Origin of the sequence: Methylocystis sp. (assembly GCF_051061225.1) — a bacterium.
In the GTDB taxonomy this organism is placed as follows: domain Bacteria; phylum Pseudomonadota; class Alphaproteobacteria; order Rhizobiales; family Beijerinckiaceae; genus Methylocystis.
This window is the reverse complement of sequence record NZ_JBPFEB010000012.1, coordinates 78,784-92,786: the sequence shown is the minus strand read 5'-3', so window position 1 is coordinate 92,786 and position 14,003 is coordinate 78,784. Positions and strand designations below refer to the sequence as shown.

General features: G+C 65.5%; 11 protein-coding genes. 5 read left to right on the top strand and 6 right to left on the bottom strand.

Features of this window, described 5'->3' with window-relative positions:
- Positions 1-492: 492 nt before the first annotated feature.
- Positions 493-1,530, bottom strand: coding sequence for a cytochrome-c peroxidase (locus ACR652_RS03660; protein WP_434505164.1), 1,038 nt, complete (start codon positions 1,528-1,530; stop codon positions 493-495).
- 387 nt (positions 1,531-1,917) lie between these two features.
- Between ACR652_RS03660 and ACR652_RS03655 the strand changes: the two genes are divergently transcribed.
- Positions 1,918-3,195 carry a TadE/TadG family type IV pilus assembly protein gene (locus ACR652_RS03655; protein ID WP_434505163.1) on the top strand — a complete coding sequence of 426 codons (1,278 nt, stop codon included), beginning with the start codon at positions 1,918-1,920 and terminating at the stop codon, positions 3,193-3,195.
- A 117-nt stretch (positions 3,196-3,312) separates the two neighbouring features.
- On the opposite strand, the gene guaB is transcribed toward ACR652_RS03655, so the two are convergent.
- Together guaB and ACR652_RS03645 are read right to left on the bottom strand one after the other, a co-directional pair.
- A complete protein-coding gene (guaB, locus tag ACR652_RS03650) occupies positions 3,313-4,800 on the bottom strand; it encodes an IMP dehydrogenase (protein WP_434505162.1) in 1,488 nt (495 codons plus the stop codon).
- Positions 4,801-4,942: 142 nt separating this feature from the next.
- On the bottom strand, positions 4,943-6,775 hold the full coding sequence (locus tag ACR652_RS03645; protein ID WP_434505161.1) for an ABC transporter transmembrane domain-containing protein: 1,833 nt from the start codon (positions 6,773-6,775) through the stop codon (positions 4,943-4,945).
- Positions 6,776-7,101: 326 nt separating this feature from the next.
- Between ACR652_RS03645 and ACR652_RS03640 the strand changes: the two genes are divergently transcribed.
- Positions 7,102-7,269, top strand: a complete 168-nt coding sequence (locus ACR652_RS03640) for a hypothetical protein (protein WP_363348046.1) — start codon at positions 7,102-7,104, stop codon at positions 7,267-7,269.
- A 181-nt stretch (positions 7,270-7,450) separates the two neighbouring features.
- On the opposite strand, the gene ACR652_RS03635 is transcribed toward ACR652_RS03640, so the two are convergent.
- The 3 genes from ACR652_RS03635 to ACR652_RS03625 all read right to left on the bottom strand — a co-directional run bounded on the left by ACR652_RS03635 (position 7,451) and on the right by ACR652_RS03625 (position 11,218).
- A complete protein-coding gene (locus ACR652_RS03635; protein ID WP_434505160.1) occupies positions 7,451-9,109 on the bottom strand; it encodes an acyl-CoA synthetase in 1,659 nt (552 codons plus the stop codon).
- A gap of 96 nt (positions 9,110-9,205) precedes the next feature.
- On the bottom strand, positions 9,206-9,913 hold the full coding sequence (locus tag ACR652_RS03630; RefSeq protein WP_434505159.1) for a DUF1013 domain-containing protein: 708 nt from the start codon (positions 9,911-9,913) through the stop codon (positions 9,206-9,208).
- Positions 9,914-10,147: 234 nt separating this feature from the next.
- Positions 10,148-11,218 carry a hypothetical protein gene (locus ACR652_RS03625; protein ID WP_434505158.1) on the bottom strand — a complete coding sequence of 357 codons (1,071 nt, stop codon included), beginning with the start codon at positions 11,216-11,218 and terminating at the stop codon, positions 10,148-10,150.
- 154 nt (positions 11,219-11,372) lie between these two features.
- Here ACR652_RS03625 and purM point away from each other — a divergent pair, with 154 nt between their 5' ends.
- From purM to ACR652_RS03610, 3 genes are all read left to right on the top strand, one after another.
- The gene (gene purM / locus ACR652_RS03620) at positions 11,373-12,437 is read left to right on the top strand and encodes a phosphoribosylformylglycinamidine cyclo-ligase (protein ID WP_434505157.1); all 1,065 of its coding nucleotides are present in this window, start codon (positions 11,373-11,375) and stop codon (positions 12,435-12,437) included.
- A 149-nt stretch (positions 12,438-12,586) separates the two neighbouring features.
- Entirely contained in the window at positions 12,587-13,237 is a 651-nt protein-coding gene (gene purN / locus ACR652_RS03615) for a phosphoribosylglycinamide formyltransferase (RefSeq protein ID WP_434505156.1), read from the top strand.
- Between the two features lie 7 nt (positions 13,238-13,244).
- Positions 13,245-13,949 carry a glutathione S-transferase C-terminal domain-containing protein gene (locus ACR652_RS03610; protein WP_434505155.1) on the top strand — a complete coding sequence of 235 codons (705 nt, stop codon included), beginning with the start codon at positions 13,245-13,247 and terminating at the stop codon, positions 13,947-13,949.
- Positions 13,950-14,003: the final 54 nt, after the last annotated feature.

Sequence of the window (14,003 nt, the reverse complement as noted above, 5' to 3'; positions counted from 1 at the left end):
CCCAGCCAGCCCTCCCGGACCATCCCAGGAGACCCCGTTTAGCGTGGCCCAACCATTCCCCCTCACCACCATAATGACAATATCCCTTGGGATAGCAAAAAACTGTCTATCGAATAGTAAGAACAACCCCAGTGGATAGGTCATAAACTACCCGATCAGGCGCATGACGGGTCGGATGACAGTGTTCCGCGCCTTCGTACAAACATATGTTTTTCATAGATTTTCGCGCTCATGGACCCAAAATGGGCGAGCGGGTGGCAATTGTGTGGCGCCATTCCAGGGCGCCCCGCCAACAGGACTGCGGCGATATGTCGGGAAAATTCTTTTCCCCGGAAGTTTTCACGCTCCTTAAGGTTCCGCACCGCCGCGCCAAAGGTCCAACCAGGTCGGACCTCGTCCCGGTGTCCCTGTCGCGCCGGGAACGCCGGAGCGGAAAGCAAAAAAGGCGCGCCCCCGGGCGCGCCTTTCGCTGTCTCGCCAATCGCGCGCTGCTTATTGCGGGCGCGGCGTGTCCTTCGTGCGGGCAGGCAGAATCGGGTAGGTCACCTTCGGCTGGTCGCCGTTCAGCGCGCCGAGGAAGGCCACGATCGCAGCGTTCTCGTCCGGCGACAGAGAAACGCCGAGCTGATCCTTCGCCATCACGTCGACCGCCTCCTCGAGCGTCCAGACCGCGCCGCTGTGGAAATACGGCGCGCGCAACGCGACGTTGCGCAGCGGGGCCGAACGGAACACATAGGCGTCGGCGTCGGCGTTGGTCACCTTGGCGCGGCCACGGTCAGCGACCGGCAGGATGGCGGCGTCCGGCTTCTGCGCCACGCCGAAGGGATAATATCCGTTGCCGCCGACGTTCACGCCGTTGTGGCAACCGCCGCAGCCCTTGTCCATGAACAGGCGCAGGCCCTTCTTCTCGGTGTCGTTCAGGGCGCTGGCGTCGCCGGCGAGGAACTTGTCGAACTTTGCGTTGGGCGTCGTCAGCGTGGCCTCGAAGGCCTCGATGGCGTTGGCCATGTTGTCAAAGGTGACAGGGCTCGAATCATTCGGGAAGGCAGCCTTGAACTCGGCGACATAGGCGGGCATGCTCTTCAGCGTCGCCTCGACCGCGGCCGGCGTGTTGTTCATCTCGACGTCCGCCTGCACCGGCCCCTTCGCCTGCGCCTTCAGATCCGTGGCGCGGCCGTCCCAGAACTGGGAGACGTTGAAGACGGCGTTCAGGACCGTCGGGGCGCGGCGGGGCCCCTTGGCCCAGCCATGACCGATGGATGTCGGACCAGCGTCAACGCCGCCCGTTCCCAGATTATGGCAGCTGTTGCAGCTGATGATCTGGCTCCTCGAGAGGCGCGGATCGAAGAAGAGCTTGTGGCCGAGCTCGATTTTCGCCGGGGTGATTGCGTTGTTCTTGACCACCGAACTCACGCTCGCGGGGTCGATCGGCTTGAAGACCGCGGTGGCGTCGGCGCGCAGGTCGCCGGCATGCGCCAGAACTGGAACCAGAAGCATCGCGCCGGTCGCGGCGATCCGAAGTCCGGACATTCTCTTTCTCTCCCTACCGCTCGTTATTCGTCGTTGAGCGACCCGCCGCCCAGGGCGGCGCGAAGCTTGCCCATGGGGCTATCACAACCCCCGACGGGGCGGAAGCCCTCGCGCGACGGCGGTCGACGCGGACCGCGCCGCTCCGTTGCGCCCGCCAATCGCCCGCGCAGTCGCCGCCGCGCCGGCGCCCCGGCCAAAAAAAATCCGCTTGCGCCGCCGCGCCTCGGACATGTTCCAAGTGCTCTCCTGTATTAGCTTTTTCCGAGCCGCTCCAAGTATCCGGCCGAATTTCTCGCCGCTCTTGCGTGTATACATTGAGAAACAATTCAGTTTTTTGACAATAACTCTGATGACCCTGACGCATGAGAGCCATCGGAGAGCATGAAAGTGTTACATCTGCTCAAACGCCTCCATATGTTTGCCCGGGACAGGAGAGGAGCGATCGGCGTTATTTTCGGGCTGATGCTCATCCCCATCACGGAGATCGCCGGAGTCGCCATCGACTACTCAAACGCGGCGCGCCTGAATTCCCGCCTGAAAGCCGCCGCCGACGCCGCCACGCTCTCCGCGGTGAGAGACATCGCCATGGGGGTGTCCACGACGACCGCCTATAACAAGGCCCAGGACGTCTTCAAATCGGATCTCTACCGCACTGCGTCCCTGCAGAACGCGACGATCTCTTTCAACACGGTGACGCAGCCCAAACTCTACACGACGACAGGAACATATAGCGCGCAGGTTGCCACCTATTTCGCGAAAATCATCGGCGTGCCAACCGTCAACCTGGGCGGAACGTCGAGCGCGAGCTTCAAGCGGCCGACCTACAAGAACTTTTTCATCGTGGTGGATTCCTCGGAGTCCATGGGGCTGGCGGCGACGACCGCGGACATCGCCAAGATGCAGGCCAACACGCCGGACACCTGCGCCCTCGCCTGCCACACCACCGAGATCGTTGGCTATCAAAGCAACGAACTCTACGCCAAGGCCCTTGGCGTCACCACGCGGCTCGACGTCGTCAAGCAAACCCTCAAAAACATCTTCTCCTACATTCAGACGAACTCCGCCTCGGGCTTTTTCAGATTCGGCGTCTATGCGATGCGAGAAAAGCTGACGCCCCTCAACCCCACCAGGAGCCTTTCGACGCTGTCGTCGGATTACTCCAATCTCTCGCTTGTCGTCGACAATATTGGCCTCACAGCCACGATGAGCGGCCTCTACGGCATGACTTATCTCAGGAGCTCCCTGGCGTCGGTTCTTGCTGACATCCCCACCTCCGGGGATGGCACGACCGCCGCGACGGCCGAAAATTACGTCTTCATCCTGACAGACGGAGTGAACGACGTTTCGGACGGAGACACCGCCTACAATAAAGCCTCCGTGGTCGTCTGCCCGGGGAGCACCCATTGCACGGGCCCCATCGATCCGACCTGGTGCGACGCGTTCAAGACGGCCAACGCCACTGTCGGGGTGGTGTACACCACCTATCTCGACGTCGGCATCCACTATCCCACCCACGTCGCGCCCTTCGCGTCGCAGATCAAACCCAAACTCACGAGTTGCGCCTCCACGGGATATTTCTACGAAGGCACGCAGGGAAGCGACATCTCCAACGCTATGCTGACCCTGTTCATGCAGGCGATCGGAAACGTCCGGCTGAGCAATTGAGCTGAAGGGCTCCGGCCGGGACAGGGCGCTCGCGCGACTGAAGACCGGTCTCACAAGACAAAGCCGCAGGCGGGTCGCTCCGCCTGCGGCTTTCTTATTGGGGCCTCGCCGCGCCGGTCAGACGCCGGTCGGGTAGTTCGGGCTCTCGCGGGTGATCGTCACGTCATGCACGTGGCTTTCGCGCAGGCCGGCGTTGGTGATGCGCACGAATTGCGCCCGTTCCTGGAAGTCCTTGATCGTCCCCGCGCCGACATAGCCCATGGCCGCGCGCAGGCCGCCCGCGAGCTGATAGAGGATCGGCGCGATCGGGCCGCGATAGGGAACCTGCCCTTCGATTCCCTCCGGAACCAGTTTGAGCTGGTCCTTCACGTCGCCCTGGAAATAGCGCGTCGCGGAGCCGGCCGTCATCGCCCCGACGGACCCCATGCCGCGATAGGCCTTGAAGGAACGGCCCTGATACAGGAACACGTCGCCGGGCGATTCCTCCGTGCCGGCGAAAAGCGAGCCCATCATCACGACATCGGCGCCGGCCGCGATGGCCTTGGCGAGGTCGCCGGAATATTTCACGCCGCCGTCGCCGATCACCGGCACGCCCGCCTTGCGGGCCTCCGCGGAGGCCTCCATGATCGCCGTGAGCTGCGGCACGCCGACGCCCGCCACGATGCGCGTCGTGCAGATGGAGCCGGGACCAATGCCGACCTTGATGGCGTCGGCGCCGGCGTCGATCAGCGCCTTCGCGGCCTCGGCGGTGGCGATGTTGCCGGCGATGATCTGGACCTTGTTGGTCTCGCGCTTCACGCGCGCCACCTGGTCGATCACCGCCTGCGAATGGCCGTGCGCCGTGTCGATCACGATGCAGTCGACGCCCGCGTCGATGAGTTGCAGCGCGCGCTCGAAACCATGGTCGCCGACTGTCGAGGCGGCGGCGACGCGCAGGCGCCCCTCGGCGTCCTTGCAGGCGTTGGGATGCTGGGTGGCCTTCTCGATGTCCTTCACCGTGACGAGGCCGACGCAATGGTATCCCTCGTCGACGACGAGGAGCTTCTCGATGCGATGTTCGTGCAGGAGACGCTGCGCCTCCTCCTGCCCTACGCCTTCGCGAACCGTGACGAGGGTCTTTGTCATCAGTTCGGCGATGGGCTGGCGCTGGTCCTGCGCGAAGCGCACGTCGCGGTTGGTGAGAATGCCGACGAGCCTGCCCTTCCCCCCATGCGGGCCGCGCTCCACGACCGGAATGCCGGAAATGCCGTTGGAGGACATGAGCTTGAGCGCGTCGGCCAGCGAGGCGTCGGGGAAGATGGTGATGGGGTCGACCACCATGCCGCTCTCATAGCGCTTCACCTTGCGCACTTCCGCGGCCTGATCGACCGGCGAGAGATTCTGGTGGATGACGCCGAGGCCGCCCGCCTGGGCCATGGCGATAGCGAGCCGGCCTTCCGTCACCGTATCCATGGCGGCGGAGACGATTGGCAGGTTGAGCGTGATCTCGCGGGTGATGCGGGTGGTCACGTCGACGGCGGAGGGCATCACGAGAGAGTGGCCGGGCCGCAGCAACACGTCGTCGAAAGTGAGGGCTTCGGTCAACGTGGCGGGCAAATGGGCCATGGGGCCAACTCCTGTTGCTAGCGGAAACGGCGGCGAGGGGAGCGCGCGCCTTTTAGGGGTTGGCGGGTGCTCTTAGCACCAATCATTGCAAAGGCAAATGGCGCCGGCGCGAATGAGCGCCAGGCGCCGCTTTTTGCCGCCCTCAGGCCGAGGCCGCCGCCGCCCCTGCCCGGTCCAGGTCGAACTGCAACTTCGCCAGCCGCGCGTAAAGCCCGCCCGCCGCGCTGAGGCTGGCGTGCGTGCCCTCCTCCACGATGCGGCCCTCGTCGAGGACAATGATCCGGTCCGCCTCCAGCACCGTGGCCAGCCGGTGGGCGATGACGATGCTGGTGCGGCCCGCCATGACGTCGTGCAGCGCCGCCTGCACCGCCGCCTCGTTCTCGGCGTCGAGCGCGGAGGTGGCCTCGTCGAGCAGCAGGATGGGCGCGTCGGCGAGAATGGCGCGCGCAATCGCGAGGCGCTGGCGCTGGCCGCCGGAGAGGGTCACGCCGCGTTCGCCCAGCGGCGTGTCGTAGCCCTGCGGCAGGGTGGAGATGAAGTCGTGCGCCTGCGCGCGCTTCGCCGCCGCGACGATCGCCTCGCGCGGAGCCCCGTCGCGGCCATAGGCGATGTTTTCCGCCACGGTCAGGCCGAAGATCACCGGATCCTGCGGGGCCAGCGCCATGGCCGCGCGCAGATCGAGCGGATCGAGCGCGCGGACGTCGACGCCGTCGAGCGACACGGCGCCCGCGTCGACGTCGTAAAAGCGCAGCAACAGCGAGAAGATTGTGGATTTGCCGGCGCCGGAGGGACCGACGAGGGCGACTCGTTCGCCCGGCGAAACGCTCAGCGACAGTCCCTTCAGCGCCGGGCGGTCCGGCGCGGTGGGATAGGCGAAATCGACGCTTTCGAAGGCGATGCGCCCGCGCCAGCGCGCGGGAGCGGGCGTCGGATGCGCTGGCGCGACGATCCGGGGTTCGACGGCGAGAATGTCCGCGATGCGCGCGGCGGCGCCGGCGGCGGCGGCGACTTCGCTCCACACGCTCGACAATTCGCCCAGCGAGCTCGCGCCGAGCACGGCGTAGAGCACGAATTGCGACAGAAGTCCGGAGCTCATGCGGCCGGAGAGAACGTCCTGCGCGCCGAGCCACAACACGCCGACGACGCTTGTGAAGACGAAGAGGATCACCGCCGCGGTGACGAAGGCGCGCATCAGCGTCGCGGCCTGCGCCGCCTCATAGGCGGCTTCCACCGCGCGACGGAACCGCGCCACCGTCGACGCCTGCGCGCCATTGGCCTGCATCACGCGAACGGCGGAGAGATTTTCGCCCGCATAGGCGGACGCCTCCGCCAGCGTGTCCTGCGCATGTCTCGACCGGCGGCGCACCATGCGCCCGGACGCGATGAGCGGAAGCACGATGACCGGAATCGCCGCCAGCGCCAGTCCGGCGAGCTTGGGACTCGTCGCCACCATCATGACCACCGCGCCGATGAACATGAACAGATTGCGCAGGGCGACGGAGGCGGACGAACCGAAGGCGGATTTGAGCAGCGTCGTATCGGCGGTCAGGCGCGACAGAAGCTCGCCGGTCTTGGCCGTGTCATAGAAGGCGGCGTCGAGCGTGGTGAGATGCCTGAACAGCTCGCCCCGCAGATCGGCGACGACGCGCTCGCCGAGCGTCATGACGAAATAATAGCGGGTGGCGGACGCCAGTGCGAGAGTCGCCGCCACGGCGATCATGGCGCCGAAATAGGCGTTGACCGTTCCGGCGCTGTCCGTCGAGAAGCCATGGTCGATCATGCCGCGCACGGCGGCGGGAAGCGTCAGAGTCGCCCCCGCCGCGACGATCAGCGCGGCGAAGGCGAGAATGATCGTGCGCTTGTAGCGCAGGGCGTAGGGCAGCAGCGGGCGCAGCGGCGCCAGAGTCGCGCCCAGCCGTCGTCTCGATTCGGGTGGAGAATCGCCGCGCGACGCGGCCTCGGGGATGTCGGTCATGGCGCGACCCTATCGCGCCGCGCGACGGATGCAAACGACTCGCGCCAGACCCGGCCGAAGCCACCCAAACTGGCCTTCCCAGTCGCCGCGAGACAAAATTTTTTTGCAGGTTTCGGGTTAAAATCATTCTAGACAAGGACGAAACGCACGAATTTTCATTGGCTTACCATGTGCGACATGTTGTCGCGGAAAATGCTGGACAGTCCTGAAACTTATGCTACCTTTCCCCTGCGTCGAAATGACGCGACCGCCAAACAGGTGGGGGGCAAAGCGCCGATCGAACAAAAATAAGGCGCGGCTCTGGGAACGAAAGAGGAGTGAAGGTTATGGCTGATAAAGAGCTCGAAATCACCACGAACACCTACATCTTCGCTGGCGTCGGCGCGGTTCTCCTTGGCGGCCTCGCGGCTGCTGCGCTCGGCGGTCTGCCGAACACGATCGCGGCTGCCGTCGTCGGCGCGCTCGCGGGCGGCTGCCTCGGCCTGTTCTTCTGATCGACGCACCAAGCGTGCGCTGGTCTGGCCGCCGGCGCAACGCTAGGTCGACACCAGCCAGCAACCGTCCAAGCGGTTGCTGGCTGTGTTGTTTTCAGGCCAGAATTCTTTTGACGCCGTTTTTGAACGATTCATTTTCAGCGAGGCGCATTCCGACTCATATCGGAATGCGCCTTTGCCGTTAGAGAGAGGCGGTTGACGCCCCGCCCGGCCACATCTCCTTGGCGCGATTGCGCAGGATGTATTTCTGGATCTTGCCGGTCGACGTCTTGGGCAGCGGCCCGAACACGACATGGCGCGGACATTTGAAATGCGCCAGATGCTTGCGCGACCAGCCCATGATCTCTTCCGCCGTAGCCTCTTCGCCTGCCCGCAACTCCACGAAGGCGCAGGGCGTCTCGCCCCATTTGTCGTCCGGCGCGGCAACGACGGCCGCCGCGCTCACCTTCGGATGCTTGAAGAGGACGTCTTCGACCTCGATGGAGGAAATGTTCTCGCCGCCGGAAATGATGATGTCCTTCGAGCGGTCCTTGAGCTGGATATAGCCGTCCGGATGCATGACGCCGAGGTCGCCGGAATGGAACCAGCCGCCATGAAAGGCTTTTTCGGAAGATGACTTGTTCTTCAGATAGCCCTTCATGACGATATTGCCGCGAAACATCACCTCGCCCATCGTGGCGCCGTCGCGCGGCACGGGCTGCATCGTCTCCGGGTCGATGACGTCGAGGTCTTCCAGCACATTGTAGCGGACGCCCTGACGGGCTTTCATCTGCGCCTGTCCCGCGTCGTCCAGCGCGTCCCAGCGGTCCTGCCATTCGTTGACGGCCGCCGGCCCATAGGTCTCGGTCAGACCGTACAGATGCGTCACCTCGAAACCCGCCGCCTTCATCGCGGCGAGAACCGCCTGCGGCGGCGGGGCGGCGGCGGTGAAGAAGCGCACAGACTGGCTCAGGGGCTTCTTCTCGCTCTCGGCGGCGCCAAGCAGCGTCGACATGACGATCGGCGCGCCGCACAGATGCGTGACGCCGTGCTCGGCCATGAGTTCGTACATATGCCCGGCCCGCACCTGCCGCAGGCAGACATGCGTGCCCGCCGCGACCGACAGCGACCAGGGAAAGCACCAGCCGTTGCAGTGGAACATGGGCAATGTCCACAGATAGACGGGATGGCGGCCCATGTCGCCGGTGAGGATATTGCCGAGCGCCAGCAGATAGGCGCCGCGATGATGGTAGACGACGCCCTTGGGATCGCCGGTCGTGCCGGAGGTGTAATTGAGGGAGATCGCGTCCCACTCGTCCGTCGGCGGCGCCCAGGCGTAATCCGGATCGCCGGCGAGGATGAAATCCTCATAGTCGATCGAGCCGAGCCGCTCCCCCGGACCCTGATATTCCGGATCATTGTAGTCGATGATGAGCGGCTTGCATTTGGCGAGCGACAGCGCCTCGCGGATCAGCCCGGAGAACTCCCGGTCGACGATCAGCGCCTTCGCCTCCGCGTGATCCAGCGTGAAAGCGAGGATCGCCGCGTCCAGGCGGGTGTTGAGGGTGTTCAGCACCGCGCCCATCATCGGCGCGCCATAATGGCATTCGAGCATCGCCGGCGTATTGGCGAGCATGACGGAGACCGTCTCGCCGCGCTTTATGCCGCCCTTCTCCAGCGCGCTGGCGAGGCGCCGGCTGCGCGCGTAAAAGTCACGATAGCTGCGCCGCAGGTCGCCATGAATGATCGCCACGCGGTCCGGAAAGACCGCCGCCGCGCGCGCCAGAAACGTAATCGGCGTCAGCGGCTGATAATTGGCCGGGTTGCGGTCGAGATCGCGATCATAGGCGGAAGCGGACATCAAGCAGGACTCCAGTAGCGCTGGCGAGCGGACTGTCGCTTGCAGGATACATGCAACTTTCCCTTCGCGCGCGCCAATATGTCCCGGCCGAGCGGCTTATTCCCCGAAATCGACGTCCTTCAGGCGGCCAAAGACGCGGTCGGCGTCGAAATTGTCTTCCTCCTCCACCGGGCGCGGAGCGGATTTGCCGAAGACGTCCTCATGGGTGGCGGGCTCGCGCTGGGTCGTGACCGCGGCGGGAACCAGCATCTGGCCATGGTCCTCCATCACCGCCGGACGATCCTTGGCGGCGCGGTTCACCTCGAAGTCCAGGTCGATCTGCGAGCACAGACCCAGCGTCACGGGGTCCATCGGGGTCAGCGCGGCGGAATTCCAGTGCGTGCGCTCGCGGATCGCCTTCAATGTGGCCTTGGTCGTGCCGACCAGGCGCATGATCTGCGCGTCCTTCAGCTCCGGATGATTGCGGACGAGCCAGAGAATGGCGTTCGGGCGGTCCTGACGGCGGGACAGCGGCGTGTAACGCGGGCCGCGCGCCTTCTTGACCTCCGGGACGACAACCTTGGACACCGACAGCTTGAGATGATGCCTGGAGTCGCGCTCGCCGCGGGCGATCTCCTCGCGGGTGAGCTGGCCGGAGGTGATCGGATCGTGGCCGCGAATGCCGGCCGCGACCTCGCCATCGGCGATGCCCTTTACCTCCAGCGGGTGGAGCTTACAGAACTCCGCGATCTGATCGAAGGTGAGCGAGGTGTTTTCGACGAGCCAGACTGCCGTCGCCTTCGGCATCAAGGGGGCGTTGGTCATCGGACGAATTCTCCTTGGGTCATGACATGGCGGGAGCGGCCGGCGCCGCGCTGTCCCGCGCTGGCGACCCCATTAGGCTCGACCGTCCATGATGGGAATGGCCGATATATACGCCTTCCGGGCCCGAAGCGCAATGATCTGGCGTCGGACGGCGCATGGACAGGCGGCGTCTTTCAAGCTGCCGCGACAGCTCCCCGATGGGCCCGGCCGAGCCGTCGTCCGAGCCGCGCGCCCCTACCCGCCCGCCCGCGCATGGGCCGGCCGCAGCTCCCGCACCGGCGCGGGCAGGAGTTCGTCCATCGCCGCGCCGATCGCGGGGCCGTATTTGTGGAAGAACAGGCCAAAGGCGATGAGAAGCACGCCAATGCCCGACAGCGCGAAGGGGAACAGGATCGAGTCGGCGAAGACGACGCTCGAGAGATAGCCGAGATAGGTCGTCACCCCCATGGCGCCGAAGACGGCATAGGCGCGGCGCATGAGAAACACCGACAGGATGATCAGACCGACGTTGACGGCGCAGTAGAACGCCTTGCCCAGCTCGCCGCCCTCGTGCTGCATGGAGAGCCCGCCCCAGAAGGCCATGAGGCCGAACAGGTGCAGCCAGAAGGCGAAGTCGCCGTTCCTGCGCTGCTTCAGGTCGACCAGCCATGCGACGGCGAGGACGAGGAGGCCGAAGCACAGGCTCACGGTCGCGCGCTGATCCCAGGTGAACGACTGCGCGCCCATCAGCCAGGGCGTCAGATCCATGGACAGGAACCACAGACAAAAGGCGATGATCATCGTCAGGAAGGGGAAGGGATAAAACACGAGCGCGAGGAGAGCCGCCGCGATCGTGCCCAGCTCCATCGGCATCCAGCTCGATTTGATCCAGACGTAGAAGTCTTTGTACCCGCCCGGCGCGTCGACGGGGCTGTGGCCGGCGAGCGACTGGAGCGCGTAGATCGCCAGCGGCGCCATGCCCACGGCGCAGGTGACGAGCAGCCCGCCCGGCGTGCGCAGCCCGCGCCGCCACAGCCAGGCGCCCGCCGCGAGAAACATCGCGGCGTAGACGCCCGCCGTCGTCAGCAGCGCCCTGTCGCCCCAGAGGCCGAAGGCGAGCGTCGAAAACATGCCCATGGCGCCGAGCACGATCAGCGCCCCCGCATACCAGAGCACGTGCACGACGTCGTAGCGCGGCGGCTGATCCGCAGGCGCGGCGCTGGCCGCACGCGCGGCAAGGAAGCTGACGAGCCGTTCGAACGTGGCCGGGTCGATGACGCCCGCGTCGCGGGCGGCGGCGATGTCGTCGATGGTCGAGCGTGACATGATGTTCCTCCAATCGACCAACATTAACCCGTCGCGCCGCAACAAATCCTTGTGCAAACGCACATCCGCCCAACGGATCGCGGATCATTTGACAGCGGGGTTTCCATTGCCCCATTAACCCAATGCGGGCGGGAGGGCCCGACGGGACAACGCCATGCAAGAAAAAGCCAAGGGGCTCACCTACTCAGACGCGGGCGTCGACATCGACGCCGGCAACCGGCTGGTCGACTTGATCCGCCCGGCCGTGCGCGCGACGAGGCGCCGGGGCGCCGACGGCGAGATTGGCGGTTTCGGCGGCGTGTTCGACCTCAAGGCGGCCGGCTTTGTCGATCCGGTACTGGTCGCGGCCAATGACGGCGTCGGCACCAAGGTGAAGATCGCCATCGAATCCGGCATGCATGGCACGATCGGGATCGACCTCGTCGCCATGTGCGTCAACGACCTCATCGTGCAGGGCGCGGAGCCGCTTTTCTTCCTGGATTATTACGCCGCCGGCAAGCTCGACACCACTGTCGCGGCGTCGGTGGTGAAGGGAATCGCCGACGGCTGCGTCATGGCTGGCTGCGCGCTGCTCGGCGGCGAGACGGCGGAGATGCCGGGCCTCTATTCGCGCAGCGATTACGACCTCGCCGGATTCGCCGTGGGCGCGGCCGAGCGCAAGGCGCTGCTGCCGCGCGCCGTGCAACCCGGCGACGTGGCCTTCGGCCTGCCCTCCTCCGGCGTGCATTCCAACGGCTATTCGCTGGTGCGCCGCATTGTGAAGGACATGGGCCTGTCCTGGGCGGCGACCGCCCCCTTCGCGCCTGAAATGACGCTCGCGCGCGCGCTGCTGGAGCCCACCCGCATCTATGTGAAGCCTCTGCTCGAGGCGCTCCGGCGCACTCCGCATATCCGCGCGCTCGCGCATATCACCGGCGGCGGCTTCCCCGACAATCTGCCGCGCGTTCTGCCGAAGGGCGTCGGCGTCGCGCTCGATCTCTCGACCTTCACGCCGCATCGCGTGTTCAAGTGGCTGGCGGCGGCGGGCCAGATCGAGGAAAACGAGATGCTGCGCACCTTCAATTGCGGAATCGGCATGGTCGTCTTCGCCGCAAAGGACGGCGCCGCCGAAGTAGAGAAGATTCTCTGCGAATTGGGCGAGAAACCCGTTCGCATCGGCGAGGCGATCGAGGCGCGCGGCGGCGACCGCGTGGCGATGAGCGGCGCGCTGAAGCTGTAAGATCCGCTCCCCAGCTCTCCCCCGCCACAGGGCGTCTGCGGGACGCCCGTCCAAAGACGGGCTATGGCGGGAGAGGGGGCGGATTCGAGCCTTCATCAGCCGCGCTGATCGTTAGCTTCCATGGAGGGGGCGTTTCGCCCGATGCCAACATGACCCGCCTGCGCACCGCCATTCTCATTTCCGGCCGCGGCTCCAATATGGACGCGCTCATCGACGCGGCGCGCGCGCCGGACTATCCGGCGGAAATCGCGCTCGTGCTCTCCAACCGCCCGGACGCGCCCGGCCTCGCCAAGGCCAAAGCCGCCGGCGTCGCGGTCGCCGCCGTCGACCACAAGATCTACGCCGGGCGCGAGGAGTTCGAGCGGTCGCTTCAGCTCGTCCTCGAAACCTACCGCATCGACTTCATCTGTCTCGCCGGTTTCATGCGCCTGTTCACGCCCTGGTTCATCGGCCAGTGGTCGGGCCGGATGCTGAACATCCACCCTGCCCTGCTGCCCTCCTATCGCGGGCTGCACACACATGAGCGCGCGCTCGCCGATGGCGTGAAGATTCACGGCTGCACCGTGCATGTCGTCGTCCCGGAGATGGACGAAGGCCCGATCGTCGCGCAGGCCGCCGTGCCCGTGCTCGACGCCGACACGCCCGACACGCTCGGCGCGCGCGTGCTGGCGCAGGAACATGTCATCTATCCGCTCGCGCTGCGGCTCGTGGCCTCGGGCAAGGTGCGGATCGAGGGCAATCGCGTGCTTGGCGCCCTGGGAGAATCGACGGATAGACTGGTGGCGCCCCCAAGTCCCTGAGACGCCCATGCTCAAGATTTACGGTTTTGGCCCCGCCCCCGGTCTGCCAGACCTCTCGCCATACGTTCTCAAGGCGATGACCTTGCTGAAAATGGCGGGGGTCGATTACGTCGTCGACACGACCGGCTTTCGCCGCGCGCCGAAAGGCAAGCTGCCGTATATCGAGGATGACGGAGTCATCGTCGCGGATTCGACCTTCATCCGCTTTCATCTCGAAAAGACACGCGGCGTCGACTTCGACGCAGGTCTTTCGCCGGTGGAACGCGCGCAGAGCTGGGCGATCGAAAAACTCTGCGAGGATCATCTCTCCTCAATCGTCGCGCTGCACCGCTGGCGGGACGAAGAGAATTTCCGGACGGGTATCGGCGCCTTTTTCGACAAGATGCTGCCCGCGCCCCTGCGCGCGCCAGCGAAATGGATCGCCAGGCGGGGCATTCTGAAGCGGCTCTGGCGGCAGGGGATCGGCCGTTTCAACGACGCCGAACTCGGCGTTCTGGGGCAACGCGACGTGGACGCCCTCGCAACGCTTCTCGGCGACAAGCCCTTCTTGATGGGCGCAAACCCCTGCGCCGCCGATGCGGCGGTTTTCGCGGCGCTGACGCTGCTGATGGACCCGGCGACAGTCTCGGCCACACGCGACGCGGCGCTGTCGCGGCCCAATCTCGTCGCCTATCGCGACAGGATGATGGGGCGATATTTCCCGGCGTCCTGATCCACTCGCACCTGTCGCATCCGTGACAGACGGCGCCAATGACAAAACATAAGG

Bases quoted from the DNA above. Each gene is read 5' to 3' on its own strand.
- ACR652_RS03660 (WP_434505164.1), bottom strand. From the start codon at position 1,530: ATGTCCGGACTTCGGATCGCCGCGACCGGCGCGATGCTTCTGGTTCCA.
- guaB (WP_434505162.1), bottom strand. From the start codon at position 4,800: ATGGCCCATTTGCCCGCCACGTTGACCGAAGCCCTCACTTTCGACGAC.
- ACR652_RS03645 (WP_434505161.1), bottom strand. From the start codon at position 6,775: ATGACCGACATCCCCGAGGCCGCGTCGCGCGGCGATTCTCCACCCGAA.
- ACR652_RS03640 (WP_363348046.1), top strand. From the start codon at position 7,102: ATGGCTGATAAAGAGCTCGAAATCACCACGAACACCTACATCTTCGCT.
- ACR652_RS03635 (WP_434505160.1), bottom strand. From the start codon at position 9,109: ATGTCCGCTTCCGCCTATGATCGCGATCTCGACCGCAACCCGGCCAAT.
- ACR652_RS03630 (WP_434505159.1), bottom strand. From the start codon at position 9,913: ATGACCAACGCCCCCTTGATGCCGAAGGCGACGGCAGTCTGGCTCGTC.
- ACR652_RS03625 (WP_434505158.1), bottom strand. From the start codon at position 11,218: ATGTCACGCTCGACCATCGACGACATCGCCGCCGCCCGCGACGCGGGC.
- purM (WP_434505157.1), top strand. From the start codon at position 11,373: ATGCAAGAAAAAGCCAAGGGGCTCACCTACTCAGACGCGGGCGTCGAC.
- purN (WP_434505156.1), top strand. From the start codon at position 12,587: ATGACCCGCCTGCGCACCGCCATTCTCATTTCCGGCCGCGGCTCCAAT.
- ACR652_RS03610 (WP_434505155.1), top strand. From the start codon at position 13,245: ATGCTCAAGATTTACGGTTTTGGCCCCGCCCCCGGTCTGCCAGACCTC.